This is a genomic window from Bradyrhizobium sp. RDI18 (genome assembly GCF_043203335.1).
GTDB lineage: Bacteria > Pseudomonadota > Alphaproteobacteria > Rhizobiales > Xanthobacteraceae > Bradyrhizobium > Bradyrhizobium retamae.
This window is the reverse complement of sequence record NZ_JBICRN010000008.1, coordinates 1,849,534-1,872,882: the sequence shown is the minus strand read 5'-3', so window position 1 is coordinate 1,872,882 and position 23,349 is coordinate 1,849,534. Positions and strand designations below refer to the sequence as shown.

Below are 23,349 nucleotides of genomic sequence, written 5' to 3'. Positions count from 1 at the left end.
TCCTCGCCTTCAGTTCTTGGTTTCTGTTTCGGATTTGTAGGGTGGTCTCGGAATATTCTGGTGTGCAGCCCGCAAGGCCGCCGACCAGCGCGAACGCAGGTCGTGGAAATAGGGCTCGCCGGCCTCGATGCGGTGGTTAAGGTCGGCCTCGCAAGCATCTGCGCGCACCACCAGCACGTCGATCGGCAAGCCGACGCCGAGATTGGAGCGCATGGTCGAATCCATCGAGATCAGGCCGGTCTTCAGCGCCTCATACAGTTCGACGTCGTAATGCATCGCGCGGTCCAGCACCGGCTTGCCGTATTTGTGCTCGCCGATCTGCAGGTAAGGTGTGTCAGTGGTGCATTCGATGAAATTGCCGGCGGTGTAGACCATGAACAGCCGCATCCGCGAGCCCTTGATCTGGCCGCCGAACAGGAAGGAGACGTCGAAGGAGACCTCTTCGGATCGCAGCGCTTCGCCTTCGGTGGCGTGCACGGCGCGGATGGCGCGGCCGATGCGTTGCGCGGCCTGGAACATGGTCGGTGCGTTCATCAGCGTTTCGAGCTCGCCGGTGTGCGGATCTTCCATACCCTCGGTCAGCGTCGACAGCACCGACTGGCTGATCGCCAGATTGCCGGCGCTGGCGACCGCCATGATGCGCTCGCCGGGTTTTGAGAAAACATGGAGCTTGCGGAAGGTCGAGACGTTGTCGAGGCCGGCATTGGTGCGCGTATCTGCGATCATGACGAGACCGTCCCGCACCAGAATTCCGCAGCAATAGGTCATTCCCGATCCCCGAACGCGCCTGATTTTTCGGCGCCAACTAGTAGCCAATTTCGAGGAGCCATCCAACCCCAATTCCCCGTGGCGCGGCATGCGCCCGACAGGTGAAACCTCCAAACCGAAGGCGGGGAGCGCATGCGGCAATCAGCGCTGATCGGCTCGATTACAGCCTTGTTACTGCTGGACAGCGTGGGCGCCCGGGCAGGTCCCTGGGAAGACGGCATGGTGGCCTACAACCGGGGCGCGCTTACCGCGAACCCGGGATCTCGAGATTCCCCGGTGCGCAATTGCGCACCTGAGGTCTGGTGCTTGCGCGCCATCCCGGAATGACATGCCAAGTTTACGACTGCGACTGGCTCTGCCACTGACCCGGCCGCCCGGCCTGTTCGACCTTGACCGCGACCGTCAGCGTTTCCGTGCCGCCGCCATAGCGGGTGCCGCGCACTGGCGCCGCGCCGAGATAGTCGAGCCCGATCGCGACGCGCGCATGGGCGTCGGTGGTGCAGATGCCGTTGGCGGCATCAAAGCCGACCCAGCCGAGATCGGCCACGTAGGCTTCCGCCCAGGCGTGGCCCGCCGGCTGGTGAATCATGCCGTCGGAGCGCAGGAAATGGCCGGAGACGAAGCGCGCCGGAACGCCGCCGGATCGGGCGCAGGCGATGAAGATGTGCGCATAGTCCTGGCAGACGCCGCGCTTGAGCGCGAATGCCTCCGCCGCCGAGGTTCCCGAGTTGGTAGGGTCCTCGTCGAACGTCATGTGCTCGTTGATCTGCACCATCAGCGCATGCAGGAAGCCGAGCATGTCGCCATCGGACTCCGACCGTAGCTCGCGGGCAAAGATCGCCATCGCCGGATTGACTTCGGTCAGCGCAGTTTGGCGCAGGAACAGGCTCGGCGGAAAGCGCTCGTCGGAGCCGCGCAGCACGCCGCCGGTGTCATGGGTCTCGATCAGGCCCTCGACATGGATGGTGAGGTCGGCGATCGGCCCGTGGGTGAGCACATGCGTGACGTTGCCGAATGCATCCTGGTGCATGTCGAGGCGGAGAGTCGGTCGAGACATCGATCTGCCATTCGGCGACATACTGCCCGTCATGGCTGCCGGGCGTCATCCGCAGGATCTGGATCACGCCCGTGGCCGGCGGCTCGTAGCGATAGCTGGTGGAGTGGGCAATTCGCAGGCGCATGGCTTGACCAGGTTCGGATCGTCATGCCCGGGCAGTAGCGCGAAGCGCGTCTTCGCGCTAGATGTCCCGGGCATTCACGTTCTTCGGTTGGCATAGCAAGACGTGGATGGCCGGGACAAGCCCGGCCATGACGGCGTTTGGTTTTGTTCGTCCGAAATCTCAAATCAAATACTGCTTGGTGATGATCTCACCGAGCCGCGAATTGTCCGCGATGAACTCCTGGATGAACTCATGGACGCCGTGCTGGAAGATATCGTCCATATGGCTGTGTTCAAGCCGGTTGCGGACGCCGCGGGCGTGGCGCTGGGCAGCGCCCTGGCGACCATAGGCGACGCCGATCTGGTCGAGATTGCGCACCAGATTGCTGTAGCAGCTCGCCAGCGAGCGTGGCAGCGTGTCGTTGAGGATCAGCAGGTCGGCGATCAGCCACGGCTTTAGCGTCTCGCGATAGACCCAGTGATAGGCGGTCAGCGCGGAGACCGAGCGCAGGATCGAGGTCCACTGGTAGTAGTCCAGGGGGCCACCGACGTGCTCTTCCTCGGGCAGCAGCACGTGATATTTCACGTCGAGAATGCGCGCGGTGTTGTCGGCGCGCTCCAGATGCAGCCCCAGCCGCGAGAACCAGTAGGCGTCGTTGCGCAGCATGGTCCGGTAGGCCGAGCCGTCGAACCGCAGCGAGGTCTCCTGCACGAAGCGGAGAAACCGCGCCAGTTCCTCGCGGCTCGACGTGCCCTTGCCCCAGACCTCCTGCAATTCGATCCACGCCGAGTTGATGGTGTCCCACATCTCTGATGTCAGCGCGGTTCGCACCGAGCGCGAATTGAGCCGGGCGGCCTCGATGCAGTTCTTGATCGAGGAGGGATTGGAAGGCGAGAATGCCAGATATTCGACAACGTTCTGCTCGGTGGCTTCCGGATAGGCCTCATAGAAGCTTGCGCTGACCCCGGCCGTCAGCAGCGCCGATTCCCACTCATTGGTCTTGCCGATATAGGCGGCGGGAAGCGCAGTGACTCGCAAAGTCGCATCGATGGTGCGCGCGATATATTCGGCGCGCTCGACATAGCGGGCCAGCCAGTACAGGTTTTCGGCAGTGCGCGACAGCATACGAAGATTTCGCCCTCTATTCGTCCAGTATCCAGGTGTCCTTGGTGCCGCCGCCCTGGCTGGAGTTGACCACCAGGGAGCCTTCCTTCAGCGCCACGCGAGTCAGTCCGCCCGGCACGATGGTGACGTGCTTGCTGCCGGTCAGCACGAACGGGCGCAAATCGACATGGCGCGGGGCGAGGCCGGAGGCGGTGCAAGTCGGGCAGGTCGAGAGCGCCAGCGTCGGCTGGGCGATAAAACCCTCCGGCTCGCGCTTGAGCTTGTCGCGGAACGCCTCGATCGTCGCCTTCGTCGCGGCCGGGCCGATCAGCATGCCGTAGCCGCCGGAGCCGTGGACTTCCTTCACCACCAGCTCGCTCAAATTGTCGAGCACATAGGCGAGGTCCTTCGGCTCGCGGCAGCGCCAGGTCGGCACGTTCTTCAGGATCGGTTCTTCGCCGAGATAGAACTTTACGACCTCCGGCATGTAGGAATAGATCGCCTTGTCGTCGGCAATCCCGGTGCCGACCGCGTTCGCCAGCGTGATATTGCCGGCCGCATAGGCCGACATCAGCCCGGGCACGCCGAGCGCCGAATCCGGGCGGAAGGTGAGGGGGTCGAGGAAATCGTCGTCGACGCGGCGGTAGAGCACGTCGACGCGCTTCAGCCCCTCGGTGGTGCGCATGAACACCTCGTCGTTCTTGACGATGAGGTCGCGGCCCTCGACCAGCTCGATGCCGAGCTTGTCGGCGAGGAAAGAGTGTTCGTAATAGGCGGAATTGTAGACGCCCGGCGTCATCAGCGCGACCGTCGGCTCGGCCGAGGCCGAGAGCGGCGCTACTGAGCGCAGCGCCGACAGCAATTCGTCCGGGTATCGCTCGACAGGTGCAACGCGGTGGCGGGCGAACAGGTCCGGAAACAGCCGCATCATGATTTCGCGGTTTTCCAGCATGTAGGACACGCCCGAGGGCGTTCGCGCGTTATCTTCCAGCACGATGAAATTGTCGGCGTCGACCCGGACGATATCGATTCCTGCGATGTGGACGTAGACGTCGTGCGGCACGCTCTGGCCGTTCATCTCGGGGCGGAAGACCGGGTTTTGGAAGATCAGGTCGTCGGGAATGATGTTCGCGCGCAGGATGTCGCGGCCGTGATAGATGTCGCGCAGGAACATGTTGAGCGCGCGGACCCGTTGCTTCAGGCCCTTCTCCAGAACGGCCCATTCCTTTGCCGACATGATTCGCGGGATCACGTCGAAGGGGATCAGCCGCTCCTGTGCCTCGGCGTCGCCATAAACGGCGAAGGTGATGCCGATCCGACGGAACAACAGTTCCGCCTCCTGACGGCGATATTCCAGGGCATCCGGAGGCGTCTCCTTCAGCCAGCGGGAGAGCTCCCGATAGGCCGGGCGGAGGTCGCCGCCGGGCCCGTTCATTTCATCGAAGGCAACTGCCATAAATCCTGACTATCTCTCGAAGCCATGCGGCACGGTGCATGAGTTCACGGGATGGTAGCAAGGCTCGGGCCAGCGCGATATGCATTGGCTTGCGGCATTTCGTGTGGGTAGCCGGCCGCGCTGCCCTAAAAAAGGGCTGCCGGGTGCTTATTTCGGCAGCAAACCCCCGTGACTTCAATGCGTTGCTTGCGCAAAGTACGGGGCAGGTGGGGAGAAGTCATGAGCGAGATCGTCACGGCGGGTATTCTGGTCATCGGCGATGAGATCTTGTCCGGCCGTACCAAGGACAAGAACATCGGCTTCATCGCCGAATACCTGACCAATATCGGGATCGATCTCAAGGAGGTCCGCATCGTCGCCGACGACGAGACGGACATTGTCGACGCCCTTAATGCACTGCGGAATCGCTACACCTACGTCTTCACCACCGGCGGCATCGGGCCGACCCATGACGACATCACCGCCGACAGCGTTGCCAAGGCCTTTGGTGTCGGGATCGGGCATCACCCGGAGGTGGTGGCGCGCTTCCGCGAGCGCTGGAGCGAGCAGGATCTGAACGAGGCGCGGCTGCGCATGGCGCGTGTGCCCGACGGCGCCGAACTGATCCAGAGCGCGACCATCCTGGCGCCCGGTTTCAAGCTCGGCAATGTAATAGTCATGGCCGGCATCCCCTCGATCATGCAGGCGATGATGGACATCGTCGCGCCCAAGCTGAAATCGGGGGTGCGGATGCTGTCGGACTCGGTCCGCGCCAATGCGCGCGAAGGCGATATCGGCGGGCCGTTACGGGAGATCGCCATCGCCCATCCCGACACCATCATCGGCAGCTATCCGTTCATGGACGAGGACAAGAAGCCGAACACCAACCTCGTCGTCCGCTCGCGCGATCCCGACAAGCTCAACGCCGCGATGGCCGCGGTGAAAGAGATGCTGGCGGCATTGAACGTCACCACCCGGTAGCAGACAGGCCAGGACAGGACGAAGCGACAAGGCGAAGCAGCGTGGCAGACAACAATTACGAACCGAGCGCCGGGGCGAAGGCCGGCCGGCCCTTTCCGGTGTCCTGGGACCAGTTTCACCGGGATTGCCGGGCGCTGACCTGGCGGCTCAACGAGGTCGGGCCATTTCACGCCGTGATCGCGATCACCCGCGGCGGCCTGGTGCCGGCCGCAATCGTGGCCCGCGAGCTGGGCTTGCGCGTGATCGATACGGTCTGTGTGGCGAGCTACGACCACGACAAGCAGGGTGATCTGCAGGTGCTGAAGGGCGTCTCGCCCGATGTCGCCAAACTCGGCGGCGGCACCGGCAAGGGGCTGTTGATCGTCGACGACCTCGTCGATACCGGTACCACCGGCCGCCTGGTGCGGCAGTTGCTCCCCGATGCACATTTCGCCACCGTCTACGCCAAGCCGAAAGGCAAGCCGCTGGTCGATACTTTCATCACGGAAGTGTCGCAGGATACCTGGATCCATTTTCCCTGGGACACCGCGCTCTCGTTCCAGCCGCCGATCCGTCCGTGAGGTGTTCGTCATTCCGGGGGCCTCGAAGAGGCGAACTACGATGTGCAGTTGCACATCGGAGAATCTCGAGATTCTCAGGTGCGCAATTGCGCACCATAGTTCGATGCTGCGCATCGCCCCGGAATGACGGTAGCCACAGATGCCCCTTCAAAACCGCGTCACTCCCACCGGCGACATCATCGCCACCCCGCATCGCGGTATGTTCACCGGTAACCGCGGCATCATCCACGACCCCGCGACCAAGACGCTATTGAAGAAGCGCTGGTCGAGCCCGGCGTGGATCACCTGCGTCTGCGAGTTCAGAGGTTGGCGGCGGCCCGTGATGGGCCGGCGGAGCTGGACCGAGCTGTTCTTTCTCGACGAGGCGACCGCTTTCGCCGCCGGGCACCGCCCATGCTTCTTCTGCCGCCGCGACGACGCCAACCGCTTTCGCGCGGCGTGGGAAGAGGGCAATGGCGCGAAGGGTATTCGTGCGCGGGAGATCGATGCAGTGCTGCATGGTGAGCGGCTGGAGCGAGGCAAGAAGCGGCTGCATCCGCCGCCAGTGCCGGTGGCGCAATTGCCTGACGGCGCGATGGTGCAGCGGGGCGAAGAGAGTTTTCTGGTCCTGCAGGGCAGGGCACTGCAATGGTCGATGGACGGGTATCGCAAGGCGGTCGATGCGCTCGATGACGCATTGCTGTTGACGCCGCCGTCAACGCTGCGTGCGCTGAGTGCCGGATATCAGCCAGTACTGCATCCGAGTGCGTGTTAGCGTGGGCGATGCCGCTTGCGCGGTCTGCCCTCTCTCCCGCTTGCGGGGAGAGCTGGAGAGGGGGCTCTCTCCACGATTCGTGCGCGTGGAGAGAGCCCCCACCCTGACCCTCCTCCGCAAGCGGGAGAGGGGACGGAAACATCACCCCAACTTCTGCCGCGCCAGCCTTGCGCCCGCGCCGAGCGCGGCCAGCTTCGCCTCCGCGATATCTCTCCGCATCGGTGCCATGCCGCAGTTGGTGGTCGCGACGATGTTGCTCTTCGGCACGAATTTCGACACCGCCTCGATCACCTGAACGATGTCTTCCGCGGTCTCCACCGTGTCGCTTGCAACGTCGATCACGCCGGCCTGGATGACCTTGCCAGGAAGCAGCGCCAGCAGATCCAGCGGCACTTTCGAGTTGCGGCACTCGATCGCGACCTGCTGGATCGGGCTTTTCGCGATCGCTGGGAAGATATCCTCGTATTGCCGCCACTCGCTGCCCAGCGTCTGCTTCCAGTCGGTGTTGGCCTTGATGCCATAGCCGTAGCAGATGTGAACGGCGGTGGTGCAGGTCAGCCCTTCGGCCGCCCGCTCCAATGCCTTGATGCCCCAGTCGGAGACCTCGTCCATGAAGACGTTGAAGGCGGGCTCGTCAAACTGGATCACGTCGACGCCATCCGCCTGCAACGCCTTGGCCTCGCTGTTGAGCAGCTCGGCAAAGGCGAACGCCATCTTGACCTTGTCGCCGTAGTACCGGTCGGCGACGGTGTCGGCGATGGTCATCGGGCCGGGCAGGGTGAATTTCAGTTTGCGCGTGGTATGGGTGCGGGCGACGCGGGCTTCATCCGCATGGACACGCCCCTTGAGCGTCAGCGGTGCTGTCACCTGCGGCACCATCGCCTTGTAGCGGTCCTTGCGGATGCCCATCTCGACCTTGTGGGCGAAGTCGATGCCCTCGACCTTCTCCAGAAAGCCGTGGACGAAGTGTTGGCGGGCCTGCTCGCCCTCGGTGACGATATCGACGCCGGCATCCTCCTGCAGCTTCACCGCCAACATGGTGGCGTCGCGCTTGGCGCGGGCGAGCTCGTCACCCTTCGATTTCCAGGGTGCCCACAGCGTGTTGGGCTCGGCCAGCCATTCCGGCTTCGGCAGAGAGCCTGCGATCGTGGTTGGAAACAGCATGGGAGCCTCCCGATGGGTTCTGATTGAGCGCCTGTCTGCCATGTCTTATGGTCAAGGTACAGAACAACACAAGTTGACCCTTCCGGCGCGCTGGGAGGGCGCAACAGGGCGGCGCAATGACAGCATAAACAGTCAGCCAAACACTAAGACGCAAAAGGAAACCCCATGCTCGAATTCTTCTTCGATTGCTCCAGCCCCTGGACCTATCTCGCCTTCCACAACATTCAGCCGCTCGCCAAGGAGCTCGGCGTCGCGATCACCTGGCGGCCGATTCTGGTCGGCGGCATCTTCAACACCGTCAACCCGAGCGTCTATGCCGCTCGCGAGACGCCGGTGCCGTTGAAGGCGCGCTACATGAAGAAGGACCTCGCCGACTGGGCGCGGTCCGCGGGGCTTGCGATCAAGATGCCGCCGACGGTGTTTCCGGTGAACAGCGTCAAGGCGATGCGCGGCTGCATCTGGGTCGGCCAGGAACCTGGCGAACGCATGGTGCCGTTCGCGCGCGCCGTGTTCGAGGCCTATTGGGGCGACGACAAGGACATCTCAAAGGATTCAGTGCTGACGGAGATCTGCCAGAAGGTCGGCGTCGATCCCGTCAAATTCTTCGATGGCATCGGCCGGCAGGCGATCAAGGATCAGCTCAAGGCCAACACGGACGAGGTGATGGCGCGCGGCGGATTTGGTTCGCCGACCATCTTCGTCGGCAAGACCGACATGTATTTCGGCAACGACCGGATGCCGCTGATCCGCGAGGCGCTGGAGCGCCTGAAAGCGCGGGCCGCCTGATGCCGAAAGCTGTCGTCTGCCGCGAGCTCGGCCCGCCCGAGGGGCTGCGTCTGGAAACATTTGCCTCCGCGCCGCTGGCACCGGGGCAGGTGCGCGTGGCCATTCGTGCTGCCGGGATCAATTTCCCTGATATCCTGATGGCCGCGGGCGAGTATCAGCTCAAGCCGCCACTGCCGTTCACGCCGGGCGTCGAAGCTGCGGGCGATGTCGTCGAGATTAATGACGTCGAAGGCGTTGCGGTGGGCGACCGGGTGATCGTGAAGATGCGGCACGGTGCCTATGCTGACGAAGCCGTCACCACGCCCTCGCAGCTCGTGCCGCTGCCATCGACGTTCGACTACGCCGAAGGCGCGACGTTCCCTGGCCGGCCACGGCACGGCCTATCACGCGCTGATCGACCGCGGCCGGCTTCAACCGGGCGAGGTGCTGCTGGTGCACGGCGCCGGCGGCGGCGTGGGCCTTGCCGCCGTCGAAATCGGCAAGATGCTCGGCGCCACCGTGATTGCGACCGCGTCAAGCGACGAGAAACTTGCAATCGCCAAGGCGAGAGGCGCCGATCATCTCGTGCGCTACGACCAGGAGCCGTTCCGCGATGCCGTCAAGCGCATCACCGCCGGGCAGGGCGCCGACGTGGTGTTCGATCCCGTCGGCGGCGAGGTGTTCGAGAACTCGATGCGCTGCATCAACTGGGGCGCGCGGCTGTTGGTCATCGGCTTCACCGGCGGCATCGGGCTTGCCAAAACCAACCTGTTGATGATCAAGGGCGCCAGCGTGCTTGGCGTCCGTGCCGGCGAAGCGGTGCGGAGAAATCCCGCGCTTGGCGAGATCAGGATCAAGGCGCTGACGGAGTGGGCGGAAGCCGGAAAAATCCGCCCCAACGTCTCGCATCGGTTGCCGCTGGAGGATTACGCGAAAGCGATGCGGCTGTTGATCGACCGCAAGGCGATCGGCAGGGTGGCGCTCACCATGGGATGACAACGGAGGTTTCCTCACCGCGCTTCGGCATATCGTAAGCACGTTCGTACGATCTGACCGCAGGCCGCATCCTGTGCGTTGCCGATATCGGTCGCACCGGCATACTGTACTTGCGCGACCTTGCCAGCGACGAAGCGGAGCTGAACGCGACAGTAGCCTGCTGGAGGCTGGCCGCCGATGTTCAGCCCGGGCGGGATTGTGACAGTGGGGGCAGTACCCCGCCGGGAGGACTGGTCGCGTGCTCATACATCCAGATTTCGCCACGGCCATCCTTTGTCGTGCCCGTGGGCAGACCGGCACACATGCGGATCGCCGATTGGTCGAGACCAACGAGGCTTTCCCGGCCTCGCCGCGCCCATTCGGCCTCCCGATCGGCGCAGCCGGCGAGGACGAGGGGTGCCAAAATGAGCATCCGCAGGCGAAAGCACATCGATATCGGTCCGGTAGTTGGATGATTACAGTATCGCAGCGCGATGTCGCAATTGCAGCGGGACGGGAGCGCGGCTCCATGCTCAATGAACATGGATCAAAAAGCGACGTGCGACGTTAGCTTGCCCGCCGCCGATCGACCGACCGACTCAGCGTAGACCTGCGCGCCTCGGCTAAATCTCGCGAAAGCTGCCGGTTCGAACAAACGCAATCGTCTGCTCTATCGCAACGCGATTTCGCACCAGCCACGGATGCGACGTACCGATCACGATGTGACCTGTCATGCCGTCGAGCTTGGTATTCGCCACCGACACCCGTCCGTCATGCGGCTTCGGCAAGAATGCCGAGGCGATCGGATAGATCGAGCGGTTTCCGGCGATGATGCCGACGGGATAATCGACCGGCGGAAACAGCGCTTCGATGGCGGCGTCGCGCTGGGTGCCGAGTTGCTGCCCTGCCGGTCCGAAGAAGGCGCGGTAGGGTCCGAAATTCTTCAGGCGGTCGGCGATCTCGCTGCCGCTGTTCGGCGTGCCGATCATTACAACGCGGCCCAGACGTGGCGGCCGGTGTCTCGCGATGTAGACGCGTGCCAGCAGTCCACCCATGGAATGGCACACGAAATGGACGGAACCGGCGACGCCATCGGCAAAGCGCTGGATGGAAGGATGGATGTCCTCCGCCAGCGCCTCGAGCGCCGTTCGGCGGCTCGCATAATCCAGGTTAAGCGCCGTCAGCCCGGCAGCCTCGATTGCCGTCTGCATTCTTCGAAACGATCGCGCCGTCCTGCTGATGCCATGCAGCAGGACGACGCCGTCTCGCGTCGCGTCGGCCGAAGCCGGCCGATCGCTCACTTATACTCCCGCTCCTGCCACCACGGGAAATAGTCGGGCATGTCGCTCGACACCTTGTTCTTGAACTCTGCCGGGCGCTTTTCCAGGAACGACACCACGCCTTCCTTGACGTCTTCCGAGCGGCCGCGGGCGTAGATGCCGCGGCTGTCGACCTTGTGGGCTTCCATCGGATCGTCAGCGCCCAGCATGCGCCACATCATCTGCCGGATCAGCGCGACCGAAACCGGCGCGGTCTTGGCGGCGAATTCCTTGGCGAGCGCGCGTGCGGTCGGCAGCAGATCGTCCGGCGGCACCACCTTGCTGACGAGACGGCCGGCGAGCGCTTCCTGTGCCGGGAACACGCGGCCCGAATAGCACCATTCCAGCGCCTGCGAGATGCCGACGATGCGCGGCAGGAACCAGCTCGAGGCGGCTTCCGGCACGATGCCGCGTTGGGAGAACACGAAGCCGAACCGCGCGGCCTCCGACGCGATGCGAATGTCCATCGCGAGCTGCATGGTGACGCCGATGCCGACCGCTGGCCCGTTCACGGCCGCGATCACCGGCTTTAAGCACTTGAAGATGCGCAGCGTCACCTGGCCGCCACCGTCGCGCACCATGGGATCGCTGTAATCGACCGCGCCGCTCGCGAGCCGCTTCACCGGGCCATGCCGCGCGTCGCGGTCGAACGTATTGGCGCCGGAAGAAAGATCGGCACCGGCGCAGAAGCCGCGGCCCGCGCCGGTGACGATGATGGCGCGGACATTGTCGTCCTTGTCGGCGGCGTCGAAGGCGTCGATCAGTTCCTGCTGCATGGTGCCGTTGAAGGCGTTGAGCTTGTCGGGCCGGTTCAGCGTGATGGTGAGAATTTGATCGTCGACCTCGTACGTGATGGTCTCATACGCCATCGGATGTTCCTTCCTGTGTGTTTCTTGTTCGCTTGCTCAACACATCGTCATGCCCGCCCTTGTGCCGGGCATCCACGACTTTTCTGTCCATCGACAGCGTAAAGACGTAGATGGCCGGGACAAGCCCGGCCATGACGGAGACTGTTAGCCCGTTACTTCGGCGGCGACGGCCACGGCCGCTGCGCACCGCGCAGGCCTTCGAATGCCTTGGCCATGCCGAGCACGCCGAGATCGTCGAAGCGGCGGCCGATGATCTGCACGCCGATCGGAAATCCCTTGGCGTCGTATCCGCCATTGATGGAGAGTGCCGGGTTTTCCGCCATATTCCACGGCACGGTATAGCAGATATGCTCGAACGGCCTGTCGGGATCGTTGATCGGTGCTGCGAACTCGGCCGGGAAGTTCACCACCGGCGACACCGGAGAGATCACGTAGTCGAGTTCGTGGAATAGCTTTGCTGCCGCGGCGCGGATCGCCATGGTGGCGTTAAAACCCCTGACGACGTCGACACCGGAAAGCTTTGCGCCGGCTTCTGCCCATTTGTTGATGTAAGGCAGCGTCTTGCCGCGCTCCTCGGGCGAAAGCTTTGAGAGATCGTCCCACAACCGGGCCCGCCAGAAATTATCGAGCCCGTCGAGCATCTCGCGCGTCAGGATGCCGTTGACTTCGGTGACGATCGCGCCGGCGGATTCGAACGCCTTGGCAGCGTTGACGGCTACGTCACGCACTTCCTGCTCAAGCGGCTGGCCGGCGCCGGGATCGAGCATCAGGCCGATGCGCAGCTTGCGCGGCGACTTGTCGAGCGTCTTCCAGTGGATGCTGCTGTCGGCCGGCAGGCTCATGCCGTCGCGGCGATCGGGTTTCGCCAGCACGCACATCATCAGCGCCGCGTCGTCGACGGTGCGGGTCATGGGACCTGCGACCCGGCCGACATAGGGCGGATCGATCGGAACGCGCCCGAGGCTCGGCTTCAGCGCGACGAGACCACACCAGCAGGCCGGCAGCCGTACCGAGCCGCCGATGTCGGTGCCCAGATGCAGCGGGCCGTAGCCGGCCGCGCCCGCCGCGCCCGCGCCCGAAGAAGAGCCGCCGGGGTTCTTGGCTAGATCCCAGGGGTTGCGGGTGAGCGGGTGGAAGCTGGAGAGGCCGGACGACAGCATGCCGTAATCCGGCATCGTCGTTTTGGAGAATATGATGGCGCCGGATTCACGCAACCGCGCGGCCGGCGGCGCATCCTTCTCTGCCGGTACCAACCTGACACTGGCGGCCCCCAGCGGGATCGGCTGGTCCTTGGTCGCGATATTGTCCTTGACGGTAACAGGCACGCCGTCGAGCGCGCCTGCGGGCTCTTCCCTCTGCCAGCGGTCGGTCGAAGCCTTCGCGGCAGCGCGGGCGCCGTCGGGATCGAACAAATAGAGCGCTTTGATGTGCGGCTCCCACGCCGCGACGTGCTCGATCACTTCGTCCAGCACTTCCGACGGCGAGAACTGCCTGGCGCGATAGCCGGCGATCAGGTCGGTGGCGGAGAGGTCATGCAGCAAGGTGACTTCTTCCTCGGGGGCTGGTTTATGCATGCTAACCTACCGGGAGTCGGGTTTCGATGATGCGGGCGAACATGCTGGCGCCGATCGGCAGGATCTTGTCGTCGAGGACGTAGCCGGCATTGTGCACGGGCACCGAGCCGTCGTGGCCGATCCAGAAATAGGCGCCGGGCACCACCTGCATCATGTCGGCGAAATCCTCGCTCCCCATCTTCGGCTGCGAGCGCGTGAGCACCTTGGACGGATCGACCACGGTCTTCGCCACTGCTTCGACCACCCTGGACTGTTCTTCCTCGTTGACGAGGACGCTGAACGTGTCGCGGATGTCGACCGTGATCTCGCACTCGAACGAGGCGGCAACGCCGGCGCAGATCTTGCGCATGCGCTCGCGGATCAGCGCGCGCACGCCGTCGTCGAAGGCGCGCACCGTGCCGCCGAGCCTGGCTTCGCCGGGGATCACGTTGTTGGCGGAGCCGGCATGGATCTGCGTGACCGACAGCACCGCAGACTTCAAGGGATCGACGTTGCGGCTGACGATGGTCTGCAGGGCTTGGGCCAGCGTGGTCGCGATCACCACCGCATCCTTGGAGCGCTCCGGCATCGCGCCATGCGCGCCATAGCCCTGGATCGTGATGTCGAAGAAATCGGCGCCTGCCATCGCCGGTCCGGGCAGGATCGCGATCTCGCCGTGATTGAGATCCGGCGCGTTGTGCAGGCCATAGACCTCGTCACATGGAAATTTCTGGAACAAGCCGTCCTTGATCATGGCGCGCGCGCCGCCGAGGCCTTCCTCGGCGGGCTGGAAGATGAAATGCACGGTGCCGTCAAAATTCTTCGTCTCGGCCAGATAGCGCGCGGTGCCGAGCAGTATCGTGGTGTGGCCGTCATGACCGCAGCCGTGGAAGCGGCCGGGAATGGTCGAGCGCCATTTCAGGTTGGTATTCTCTTCCATCGGCAGCGCGTCCATGTCGGCGCGCAGGCCGATGCGCTTGCCGCCATCGCCCTTGCCCTTGAGCACGCCGATCACGCCGGTACCGCCGAGGCCGCGATGGACCTCGATGCCCCATCCCTTCAGCTTCTCGGCGACGATGCCGGAGGTGCGCACTTCCTCAAAACCGATCTCGGGATGGGCATGCAGATCGCGGCGGATAGCGGTGAGTTCCTCGGCATAGCCGCCGATGCGTTCGATGATGGGCATGTCTGGTTATCCCGTGACTGAGGATTTTGAGCGTGAGGGAGCGGATGGGACAAAGGCGGGGCCGTTCGGCTTGAGGCGGATGCCCGGACGCAGCCGCGTCCAAGGCAGCGCTGCGGCGTCCGCCGGCATCGCGCCTGGGGCGGCGCAGATCAAAAGCTTTTCGGCGATCGGCTCAAAGTCGGCGCGGAAATGCACCGAGCTCTTGTTGACGAGGATTTTCTGTTCGGTCGGCTCGATGCCGACATAGCGATACATCGCTTGATCCGCGAGCTGCGCCTTGTAGGAGCCCACGACGACCCTGACATCACCGATGCGCAGGCAGGCCGAGGGGCCCATGTCCATGTCGCGGCCGCCGTAATAGGGGCCTGGCGCCACGAATTTTCCGTCCGACAATGTTTCGACGACGAACGTTTCCTTGTAGGGCGCATCGCCCGGGATGCCCGATTTGCCGCCGAGCGCCAGCGTCACGGTGGCGCCGACGCCTGCCGCATGGGCCGCCTTGGCCGACTCCGGATCGTAGATCACGCCGGTGGCGGCGCGGGACGCGTTGTTGCGTACCAGGGCGCGCAGCATGCCGGTGGTGTCGGAATCGCCGCCGGCACCGGGATTGTCCTGGGTGTCGGCGATGATGATCGGCTTCTTCGCCGTTTTAGCAAGCTCGATGGCGAGGCGCACACCATCATCGGGCGAATAGATGCGGCCGTCGAAATCGTCTTCATGGCTCTCGACGAGCGCGACGATCTTGTCGGCGGCGGCGTCCGCGTCGGCCTGCGTCCTTCCATAAGCGAACACGCTCGGCCCGCAATGGGGAAAATCCGCAGCCGGGAAACCCGGTGCAAAGGACAGCGTCGGCACCGCGTCGCTTTCGAACGCCGCGAGCTGCTCGTAAATGCCCCTCGTCGGCTGGTCGTTTGTGCATTGCCAGGAGATCGGAATCAGGAATGGCAGTTGCCGGAACGCTTTTGCAAGGCGCTGTCCGGTCTTCAGCAACAGCGCCAGGTGTTTGGCACAGGCGCGGCCGGTGTCGGCCATGTCGATGTGGGGATAGGTGCGGTAGGCGATCAGCGCATCGGCATGCGCGATCATCTCGGGCGAGACGTTGGCATGGAGATCGAGGCTTGCGACCAGCGGCAGATCAGGGCCGATCACCTTGCGCACGCGCGCGAGGATTTCACCTTCGCCATCGTCGTAATGTTCGGTCACCATGGCGCCGTGCAGATCGAGATAGACGGCATCGATCGGCCCGGCTTTGGCGATGCCGTCGACCATCTTCTTCATGACGCGCTCGAAGGCATCGGTCGTGACATGCGCCGACGGGCTGGCGGCTGCGGAGACGGTCGGGACCAGCTCCCAGCCATTGGCTTCGGCCGCTTCGACAAAGCCGGCAAGGCCGACATTGATCTTGCGCATGACCTTGAGGACATCAGGCCCATGCGCCATTGCCGGCCAACCGCCGCCATGAACAAAATCAGCATGGGTCGCCTTGGTCGGCGCGAAAGTGTTGGTCTCGTGCAGGAAGCCGCCAACGGCGATGCGGGTCATAGTGCCTCAGCCAGTGTTTTGGTTTGGGGGACGTTAAGCGGGACATCGTGGCAAGCGCAAGGAGTGAAGCAATTCCGTTTTGCATGCCGCCCCACCGTCATTGCGAGCGGAGCGAAGCAATCCATCTCTCGGCATAACGGATAGATGGATTGCTTCGTCGCTTCGCTCCCTTGCGCAAACGCGTTGCGTTTGTCGCAGGCAATGACGGGGAGAGGCCTTCGCGCTTACTCCGCCGCCACTTCCACAGGCCGGAAATTGGCAAAATCCCAGCCGCGGCCGGGGGCGGCATCGAGCAATGCCCTGGTATAGGCCTGCTGCGGGTGGGTCAGCACCTGCGCGGCCGGGCCCTGTTCGACGATCCGGCCATGCTGCATCACAGCGACGTCGTCGCAGATTTGCGCCGCGACGCGAAGATCATGGGTGATGAACAACAACGCAATGCCCAGCCGCTTCTGGATTTCGTCGAGCAGTTCGAGCACCTGCGCCTGCACGGAGACGTCGAGCGCCGAGACCGCTTCGTCCGCAACCAGCACGTCGGGGTCGAGCGCGAGCGCGCGCGCAATCGCGATGCGCTGACGCTGTCCGCCGGAGAATTGATGCGGATAGCGCGACACTGCATCGGCCGGCAGATCGACCAGTTCGAGCAGATCGCGCGCCTTCGCCAGCGCTTCCGCACGCGGCATGCCGTAGTTGATCGGACCCTCGGCAATGGTTTCGCCCACGGTCACGCGCGGATTGAGCGAGCGGTAGGGGTCCTGGAAGATGATCTGGATCTTCTTGCGGTGCGGCTGCAAGAGCCGGCGCGACAGCTCGGAGATTTCGCGGCCCGCGAGCCGCACGCCGCCGGAGGTCGGATCGATCAGGCGGACGATGCAGCGTGCCACCGTCGACTTGCCCGAGCCGCTTTCGCCGACGATGCCGAGCGTGCGGCCCTTGCGCAAAGTGAGGGTGACGTCCTTGGCGGCGGCGACTTCGCGTGTCTTTCCGAGGAAGGAACGCTCGCGATAGACCTTGCCCAGTTCGTTGGCTTCCAGCACCACCGGCTCCTCGGTCTCCGCGCGCGGCGCCCGCGGCACCAGGCTCGGCACCGAGGAGAGCAGGTTGCGGGTGTACTCCATGGTCGGCGTGCGCAAAATGCTGTCGAGCGTGCCAGTCTCGACGAGCCGGCCGTAGCGCATCACCGCAACGCGATCAGCGATCTCGGCGACCACGCCCATGTCATGGGTGATGAACAGCACGGCGGTGCCGTGATCACGCTGCAGGTCGCGGATGAGGGTGAGAATCTGCTTCTGCGTGGTGACATCGAGCGCCGTCGTGGGCTCGTCCGCGATCAGCAGTTTCGGTTCGAGCACCAGCGCCATCGCAATCATGATGCGCTGGCGCTGTCCGCCCGACAGCCGGTGCGGGTAGGAGGCAAAGATGCGCTCCACGTCCGGCAGCCGCACGTGCTCCATCATTGCCAAAATCTTCTGGCGGCGGGCGCGGGCGTCGAGATCGGTGTGGGCGCGCAAGACTTCGTCGATCTGGCGGCCGACCGGCACCACCGGATTGAGCGCCGTCATCGGCTCCTGAAAGATCATCGCCATCCTCGTGGCGCGCAACTGCCGCAGGCGCTTGTCGGTGGCGGTGAGCAGTTCCTCGTCGACCAGCTTGACGCTGCCGCCCGAGGGCACCAGCGCGCCTTTCTGCAACAGCCCCATCACGGTGAGCGACGTCACCGATTTGCCGGAGCCGCTTTCGCCGACAACGCAGAGGGTTTCGCCTTTGTGTACCTGTAAGGAGACGCCGTCGATGATGCGCTGGCCGGAAGGATTCTTGCCGAGGCCGACGACGAGATTGTCGATGTCGAGAACGATGTCTTTCATCTTGTATTTCTCAGCCGTCATTGCGAGGAGCGCAGCGATGTTCAGGAGTCGTCATTCCGGGGCGATGCGACGCATCGAACCCGGAATCTTGAGATTCCGGGTCTGGTGCTTGCGCACCATCCCGGAATGACGGCTTCAATTGCATTGAAGCTGTCACTTGCCGGCCTCCCGTTGTTTCATGCGCGGATCGAGCGCATCGCGGGCGGCGTCGCCGATCAGGTTGACGCTGAGGATCGCGATCGACAGCAATAGCCCGGGCCAGAAGATCAGCGACGGCTTGACCTGGAAGTAGGCGCGGCCCTCGGCCATGATGTTGCCCCAGGTCGGCGTTTCCGGGCTGATGCCGGCGCCGAGGAACGACAGGATCGCCTCGGTGAGAATGGCGGAAGCGCAGACGTAGGTGCCTTGCACGATCAGCGGCGCCACCGTGTTCGGCATCAGATGCCGCCACATGATCTTGGGCAGGCTGGTGCCGACCGAGATCGCGGCTTCCACATAAGGCTCTTCGCGCGCCGACAGCACGACCGAGCGCACCAGCCGCGCCACGCGTGGAATTTCGGGAATCGTGATCGCGACCAGCACGGTCATCAGGCTGGCGCCCGACAGCGACACCACGGCAATCGCGAGCAGGATGGAAGGGATCGCCATCAAGCCGTCCATCACCCGCATCATCACGGCGTCGACCCATTTGAAGAAGCCGGAGACGAGGCCGATCACGAGGCCGATGCCGATCGAGAAGACCGCAGCACCCAGGCCGATCAGGAGCGAAATCCGTCCGCCATAGATGATGCGCGAGAGCACGTCGCGGCCGTACGCGTCGGTGCCGAGCAGGAACTGCGCGCTTGATGGTTTCAGCCGCTGTGCCGGCGCCAGCAATTGCGGATCGTGCGGCGCGAGCAGGGGGCTGCGATCGCCATCGCGATGACGAGTGCGAGGCAGACGGTCGCGGTCGCGATGATCGGCGTCGCCGTGAGGAATCCAAGTCTCGGCCGGAACGGCGTGGTGACAGGGATTGACGGTTCGGGAAGGGTTTCGATCGCCATCAGTAGCGAGCCTCAATAACGAATTCTGGGATCAAGCAGGGTGTAGGCGACGTCGATCAGGAGATTGACGGTGACATAGATCAGCGACGTCAACAGGATCATCGCCTGGATGACGGGATAATCGCGCGCCAGCACCGCATCAACCGTGAGGCGGCCGATGCCGGGCAGGTTGAACACGCTCTCGGTGACCACGACGCCGGAAATCAACAGCGCGAACCCCGTTCCGATCACGGTGATGACGGGCACGGCGGCGTTGCGCAGGGCATGGCGCAGCAGCACGCCGGTCTCGCTGATTCCTTTGGCGCGCGCGGTGCGGACGTAATCCTCACCTAGCACGTCCAGCATCGCCGCCCGCGTCATGCGCGCGATCAGCGCGACATAAATAAAGGACAGCGTGCAGGTCGGCAGGATGATGCGTTCGAAGAACGGACCGAAGCCGGCCGTGATGCTGCGGAAGCCCTGCACCGGCACCCAGCGCAGGTCGATCGCAAAGATCTGGATCAGAACATAGCCGATCACGAACACCGGCACGGAGAAGCCGACCACGGACAGACCCATCACGAAGCGGTCGATCCAGGTGCCGTGCTTCCACGCCGCAATCACACCGAGCGGCACCGCAACGACAATGGCCAGAATGATCGTGGAAAGGGCAATCGAGATCGACGGCTCGACGCGCTGACTGATCATCTTCAAGACGGGCACGTTCGAGATCAAGGACACGCCGAGGTCGCCTTGCAGCAGCTTGCCGATCCAGGTGAAGAATTGGGTGTAGAGCGGCTCGTTGAGGCCGAGCGAGGTTCGGATGCGCTCGAGCTGTTCGGGCGTTGCGTTGTCGCCGGCAAGAATCGCGGCGGGATCGCCGGGCGTCAGCCGCAGCAGAAGAAACACAAACAGCGCCACCACGCCCATGACGGGAATGGCGGCGAGAATGCGACGAAGCAGATATCCGAGCATCTTGATCCGTTAGTTGTAGGTGAATTGGGCAGCGTCGCCCTTAGACCTGGTTTCCGCGCCACCAGCGTAGCATTTCAGCAAGACCCGTGCCATTGCGCCTGCGTTTTTTGCGATGCAGGTGAGCGTTGCCACGGGCGCCCTGCGAGACTTCTTCGTCATTCCGGTCCGAAGGATCAGACCCGGAATCTTGAGATTCTCCGATGTGCAACGGCACATCGTAGTTCGATGCTTTCGCATCGCCCCGGAATGACAGCCGCGCAATCACTCCAGCGTCGCGAGCAGTCCCGCCATCAGCCGGCCGCGTTCGGCGAGGCTGTCTACTTCAATATGCTCGTTCAGCGTATGCGCATCGGCGCCGCGGACGCCCAGGCCATCCAGTGTCGGGATGCCCATGGCGCCGGTAAAATTGCCGTCGGATCCGCCACCGGCGCTGCCATGGGGCAGTTCGAGGCCCAACTGCGCGGCAATCCCGCGCGCCTTTTCGTATAACGCCATGGTGCCGGCATCTGGTTCCCACACCGGGCGGGTGACGCCGCGGGTTACCGTGAACGTGACGTCGTTGCTGGTGCCTGACAGCGCCAGCATGCGCTCGACGCCGCGGTCGAGATCGGCCTGGCGCTTGGCCATGCTCAGCGCTTCGCCGGTGCAGGTGGTGGCGACGCAATTGACCCATTGGCCGCCATGCACGATGCCGACCGAGAACGTACAATCTTCGGTCGTCATGCCGTCGATCGCGATAATCTGGCGTGCCATTTCGCGGATCGCGGAACGGCCGGAAGAAAGCGTGGCGCCGGCATGGCTCGGCTTGCCGACGGCCTCCAGATTGAAGCGGGCAATCGCATAGCGTCCGGTGACGACGCCATTGTTGGGTCGTCCGGGTTCCGGCACCAGCACGTATTTGTTGCGCGCGGCTTCTGCCTCGATGATGTCTCGGGTCGAGGGCGTGCCGACTTCCTCGTCGGGCGTGAACAGCACCGTAATCGGCAGCGGCGTCGTGAATGCGGCACGGGCCAGTTGCCGGATCGCTTCCAGCGAGAGGTAATTGCCGCCCTTCATGTCGAAGATGCCGGGGCCGAAGCATTTGTTGCCCTCGCGCCGCCATCGCAGCTTTTCGATGGTGCCGACGGGGTGGACGGTATCCATGTGGCCGGCGATCAGGATGCCGGGCTCGCCTTGCTTCGATGCGGAAAGCGGGCGCGGACGCAGCCGGCAAACCCTTGCCGGCCGGCGATGCGCTCGATGGTCGCACCCATAATGGCCATGTCGCGCGCGGCGAGGTCGAGCATGCGTTCCACCGCAGCCTTGTCCCAGGTCGGGCTTTCGCACTCCACCCAGCCGCGCAACCCCTGCAGCATGGCCTCGGAATCAAAGGGAAGATTGGCTGGGTTCATGGACTTCTCTTGGTTTTCTTGATCTTGGGTTTCGACCGACAGGGCATTGGCCCCGAAGTGTACGAGAATGATCTCGCGCGGATTTGTAAAGTGAAACATGAACGCGCGTCCCGCGGTATCCGCAGCGCGGTGGCCACATCAAAGCGGATTGACGCGCCGCGCGCTTGATGCAAGTCTTCAAATAGTCAGGATTTACAGCGTGTTAGTTCGCCCAAATAACGAACCGCATGCATAATGAATCAGCGGACTTTGAACAGTTTCACGTCAGGAGGAGATCGAATGTTCCACATCATGCGTTGGAAACGTCCCACGATAGCGACTGCTTTGTCGGTGCTTGCGCTGTCGGCGGCGCTGACGTCGCTGGGCCCGACTTCGCAGGCCACGGCCGCCAGCAAGAAGACCATCACCGCCGTGATGCATTCGGACCTGCGTGTCATCGATCCCGGGTTCACCACCGCCTACATCACACGCGACCACGGCTACATGGTCTACGACACGCTGCTGGCGACCGATTCCAACTTCAAGGTCCAGCCGCAGATGGCGGACTGGAAAGTCTCAGATGACAAGCTGACTTACACCTTCACCTTGCGCGACGGCTTGAAGTGGCATGACGGCACGCCGGTGACGGCGGAGGATTGCGTCGCCTCGCTGAAGCGCTGGGGCAGGAACGACAATATGGGCCAGAAGCTGATGGACTTTACCGCCAGCATCGAGCCGATCGACGCCAAGAGCTTTGCGCTCAAATTGAAGGAGCCCTACGGCCTGGTGCTGGAATCGATCGGCAAGCCGTCGTCCTACACGCCGTTCATGATGCCGAAGCGGCTCGCGGAAACGCCCGCCGGCCAGCAGATCAAGGAGCAGGTGGGATCCGGCCCCTTTAAGTTCGTGCAGGCTGAATTCCAGCCGGGCGTGAAGGCGGTCTATGAAAAGAACGCCGACTACGTGCCGCGTAAGGAGCCGCCGAGCTGGACCGCGGGCGGCAAGGTGGTGAAGGTCGATCGCGTCGAATGGATCACGATGCCGGATGCGCAGACCGCAGTTAACGCGCTGCAGTCTGGCGACATCGACTTCATGGAGAACCCGTCGTTCGACCTGTTACCGGTGGTGAAGGCCAACAAGGACATCAAGATCGAGACGCTGAACAAGCTCGGCTTCCAGACGCTCGGCCGGATGAACTTCCTTCTTCCGCCGTTCGATAACGTCAAGGTTCGCCGCGCCGCGCTGCTGGCGATGAACCAGAAGGACGTGCTGGACGCGCTGGTCGGCAACCCCGAATACTACAAGGTCTGCGGTGCCTACTTCGTCTGCGGCACGCCGCTGGCGACCGACGAGGGCTCGGGAAATCTAACCAAAGGCGGCAGCATGGCGGAAGCCAAGAAAGCGCTCGCGGAATCCGGTTACGACGGCACCCCGATCGTGATCATGGCGCCCGGTGACGTCGTGACGCTGAAGGCGCAGCCGATCGTCGCGGCGCAATTGCTGCGCGATGCCGGCTTTAAGGTCGATCTGCAGGCGACCGACTGGCAGACCGTGGTGACCCGCCGCGCCAGCCAGAAGCCCACGAAGGAGGGTGGCTGGAATATGTTCTTCACCAACTGGGTCGGCGCCGACGTGATGAACCCGATCGCCAACGCGTCGATCGGCGGCCGCGGTACCAAGGGCGGCTGGTTTGGCTGGGCAGAAAGCGCCAAGATCGAGGAGCTGAAGGACAAGTTCGCGCGAGCGACTTCGCCGGACGAGCAGAAGAAAATCGCCGCCGATATCCAGAAGGAAGCCTTTGAGCAGGTGATCTACGTTCCGCTCGGGCAATATCTCGCGCCGAGCGCGTGGCGGAAGTCGCTCACCGGCGTGCTCGACGGTCCGGCGACCCCGGTCTTCTGGAACATCGAAAAGAGCGAATAGGGCTGTTCGCTTTAAGTCGAACATCAAGCAAACGCGACGGAGGACTGCTCCTCCGTCGC

Annotated in this window: 16 protein-coding genes and 4 pseudogenes; 6 read left to right on the top strand and 14 right to left on the bottom strand. The window is 63.7% G+C overall.

Features of this window, described 5'->3' with window-relative positions:
* Positions 1 to 9 precede the first annotated feature (9 nt).
* The 4 genes and pseudogenes from ACFXS9_RS18125 to ACFXS9_RS18110 all read right to left on the bottom strand — a co-directional run bounded on the left by ACFXS9_RS18125 (position 10) and on the right by ACFXS9_RS18110 (position 4,488).
* Positions 10 to 768 carry a peptidase gene (locus tag ACFXS9_RS18125; protein ID WP_392690818.1) on the bottom strand — a complete coding sequence of 253 codons (759 nt, stop codon included), beginning with the start codon at positions 766 to 768 and terminating at the stop codon, positions 10 to 12.
* A 337-nt stretch (positions 769 to 1,105) separates the two neighbouring features.
* Positions 1,106 to 1,949: pseudogene (locus tag ACFXS9_RS18120) on the bottom strand (transglutaminase domain-containing protein).
* Between the two features lie 159 nt (positions 1,950 to 2,108).
* A complete protein-coding gene (locus tag ACFXS9_RS18115; RefSeq protein ID WP_065748002.1) occupies positions 2,109 to 3,053 on the bottom strand; it encodes an alpha-E domain-containing protein in 945 nt (314 codons plus the stop codon).
* Between the two features lie 16 nt (positions 3,054 to 3,069).
* Complete coding sequence (locus ACFXS9_RS18110) at positions 3,070 to 4,488, bottom strand: circularly permuted type 2 ATP-grasp protein (protein ID WP_392690817.1); 1,419 nt, start codon at positions 4,486 to 4,488, stop codon at positions 3,070 to 3,072.
* A 219-nt stretch (positions 4,489 to 4,707) separates the two neighbouring features.
* Between ACFXS9_RS18110 and ACFXS9_RS18105 the strand changes: the two genes are divergently transcribed.
* The 3 genes from ACFXS9_RS18105 (at position 4,708) to ACFXS9_RS18095 (ending at position 6,762) form a co-directional block, all read left to right on the top strand.
* Positions 4,708 to 5,448 carry a competence/damage-inducible protein A gene (locus ACFXS9_RS18105; RefSeq protein WP_392690816.1) on the top strand — a complete coding sequence of 247 codons (741 nt, stop codon included), beginning with the start codon at positions 4,708 to 4,710 and terminating at the stop codon, positions 5,446 to 5,448.
* A 41-nt stretch (positions 5,449 to 5,489) separates the two neighbouring features.
* A complete protein-coding gene (gene gpt / locus ACFXS9_RS18100; protein WP_028349883.1) occupies positions 5,490 to 6,008 on the top strand; it encodes a xanthine phosphoribosyltransferase in 519 nt (172 codons plus the stop codon).
* Positions 6,009 to 6,147: 139 nt separating this feature from the next.
* Positions 6,148 to 6,762, top strand: coding sequence for a hypothetical protein (locus tag ACFXS9_RS18095; RefSeq protein WP_392690814.1), 615 nt, complete (start codon positions 6,148 to 6,150; stop codon positions 6,760 to 6,762).
* Between the two features lie 141 nt (positions 6,763 to 6,903).
* Here ACFXS9_RS18095 and ACFXS9_RS18090 read toward each other — a convergent pair whose 3' ends face one another.
* Complete coding sequence (locus ACFXS9_RS18090) at positions 6,904 to 7,926, bottom strand: methionine synthase (RefSeq protein WP_392690812.1); 1,023 nt, start codon at positions 7,924 to 7,926, stop codon at positions 6,904 to 6,906.
* 165 nt (positions 7,927 to 8,091) lie between these two features.
* Between ACFXS9_RS18090 and ACFXS9_RS18085 the strand changes: the two genes are divergently transcribed.
* Both ACFXS9_RS18085 and ACFXS9_RS18080 read left to right on the top strand, forming a co-directional pair.
* Positions 8,092 to 8,712, top strand: coding sequence for a 2-hydroxychromene-2-carboxylate isomerase (locus tag ACFXS9_RS18085; protein WP_392690810.1), 621 nt, complete (start codon positions 8,092 to 8,094; stop codon positions 8,710 to 8,712).
* Positions 8,712 to 9,687, top strand: a pseudogene (locus tag ACFXS9_RS18080) (NADPH:quinone oxidoreductase family protein). The gene ACFXS9_RS18085 and the pseudogene ACFXS9_RS18080 overlap by 1 nt, the downstream one beginning before the upstream one ends.
* A gap of 602 nt (positions 9,688 to 10,289) precedes the next feature.
* Here the strand turns inward: ACFXS9_RS18080 and ACFXS9_RS18075 are convergent.
* The 9 genes and pseudogenes from ACFXS9_RS18075 to ACFXS9_RS18035 form a co-directional block, all read right to left on the bottom strand.
* Positions 10,290 to 10,967: an esterase/lipase family protein gene (locus tag ACFXS9_RS18075; protein WP_392690808.1), complete on the bottom strand. Its 678-nt coding sequence runs from the start codon at positions 10,965 to 10,967 to the stop codon at positions 10,290 to 10,292.
* Positions 10,964 to 11,854, bottom strand: coding sequence for a crotonase/enoyl-CoA hydratase family protein (locus tag ACFXS9_RS18070; RefSeq protein WP_392690806.1), 891 nt, complete (start codon positions 11,852 to 11,854; stop codon positions 10,964 to 10,966). The genes ACFXS9_RS18075 and ACFXS9_RS18070 overlap by 4 nt, the downstream gene beginning before the upstream one ends.
* A gap of 152 nt (positions 11,855 to 12,006) precedes the next feature.
* Entirely contained in the window at positions 12,007 to 13,428 is a 1,422-nt protein-coding gene (locus ACFXS9_RS18065) for an amidase (RefSeq protein WP_392690804.1), read from the bottom strand.
* Position 13,429: 1 nt separating this feature from the next.
* Entirely contained in the window at positions 13,430 to 14,593 is a 1,164-nt protein-coding gene (locus tag ACFXS9_RS18060; protein WP_392690802.1) for a M20 aminoacylase family protein, read from the bottom strand.
* A 6-nt stretch (positions 14,594 to 14,599) separates the two neighbouring features.
* Positions 14,600 to 16,135 carry a M81 family metallopeptidase gene (locus ACFXS9_RS18055; protein WP_392690800.1) on the bottom strand — a complete coding sequence of 512 codons (1,536 nt, stop codon included), beginning with the start codon at positions 16,133 to 16,135 and terminating at the stop codon, positions 14,600 to 14,602.
* A 224-nt stretch (positions 16,136 to 16,359) separates the two neighbouring features.
* A complete protein-coding gene (locus ACFXS9_RS18050) occupies positions 16,360 to 18,000 on the bottom strand; it encodes an ABC transporter ATP-binding protein (RefSeq protein WP_392690799.1) in 1,641 nt (546 codons plus the stop codon).
* A 153-nt stretch (positions 18,001 to 18,153) separates the two neighbouring features.
* Positions 18,154 to 19,043 (bottom strand): annotated as a pseudogene (locus ACFXS9_RS18045) (ABC transporter permease).
* 12 nt (positions 19,044 to 19,055) lie between these two features.
* Entirely contained in the window at positions 19,056 to 19,997 is a 942-nt protein-coding gene (locus tag ACFXS9_RS18040; RefSeq protein ID WP_065748014.1) for an ABC transporter permease, read from the bottom strand.
* 261 nt (positions 19,998 to 20,258) lie between these two features.
* Positions 20,259 to 21,388 (bottom strand): annotated as a pseudogene (locus ACFXS9_RS18035) (M20/M25/M40 family metallo-hydrolase).
* 279 nt (positions 21,389 to 21,667) lie between these two features.
* Here ACFXS9_RS18035 and ACFXS9_RS18030 point away from each other — a divergent pair.
* A complete protein-coding gene (locus tag ACFXS9_RS18030; protein ID WP_392690797.1) occupies positions 21,668 to 23,290 on the top strand; it encodes an ABC transporter substrate-binding protein in 1,623 nt (540 codons plus the stop codon).
* The last annotated feature ends 59 nt before the right edge of the window (positions 23,291 to 23,349 follow it).

Coding starts and splice junctions, on each gene's coding strand:
- ACFXS9_RS18125 (WP_392690818.1), bottom strand. CDS start 768: ATGACCTATTGCTGCGGAATTCTGGTGCGGGACGGTCTCGTCATGATC.
- ACFXS9_RS18115 (WP_065748002.1), bottom strand. CDS start 3,053: ATGCTGTCGCGCACTGCCGAAAACCTGTACTGGCTGGCCCGCTATGTC.
- ACFXS9_RS18110 (WP_392690817.1), bottom strand. CDS start 4,488: ATGGCAGTTGCCTTCGATGAAATGAACGGGCCCGGCGGCGACCTCCGC.
- ACFXS9_RS18105 (WP_392690816.1), top strand. CDS start 4,708: ATGAGCGAGATCGTCACGGCGGGTATTCTGGTCATCGGCGATGAGATC.
- ACFXS9_RS18095 (WP_392690814.1), top strand. CDS start 6,148: ATGCCCCTTCAAAACCGCGTCACTCCCACCGGCGACATCATCGCCACC.
- ACFXS9_RS18090 (WP_392690812.1), bottom strand. CDS start 7,926: ATGCTGTTTCCAACCACGATCGCAGGCTCTCTGCCGAAGCCGGAATGG.
- ACFXS9_RS18085 (WP_392690810.1), top strand. CDS start 8,092: ATGCTCGAATTCTTCTTCGATTGCTCCAGCCCCTGGACCTATCTCGCC.
- ACFXS9_RS18070 (WP_392690806.1), bottom strand. CDS start 11,854: ATGGCGTATGAGACCATCACGTACGAGGTCGACGATCAAATTCTCACC.
- ACFXS9_RS18065 (WP_392690804.1), bottom strand. CDS start 13,428: ATGCATAAACCAGCCCCCGAGGAAGAAGTCACCTTGCTGCATGACCTC.
- ACFXS9_RS18060 (WP_392690802.1), bottom strand. CDS start 14,593: ATGCCCATCATCGAACGCATCGGCGGCTATGCCGAGGAACTCACCGCT.
- ACFXS9_RS18055 (WP_392690800.1), bottom strand. CDS start 16,135: ATGACCCGCATCGCCGTTGGCGGCTTCCTGCACGAGACCAACACTTTC.
- ACFXS9_RS18050 (WP_392690799.1), bottom strand. CDS start 18,000: ATGAAAGACATCGTTCTCGACATCGACAATCTCGTCGTCGGCCTCGGC.
- ACFXS9_RS18040 (WP_065748014.1), bottom strand. CDS start 19,997: ATGCTCGGATATCTGCTTCGTCGCATTCTCGCCGCCATTCCCGTCATG.
- ACFXS9_RS18030 (WP_392690797.1), top strand. CDS start 21,668: ATGTTCCACATCATGCGTTGGAAACGTCCCACGATAGCGACTGCTTTG.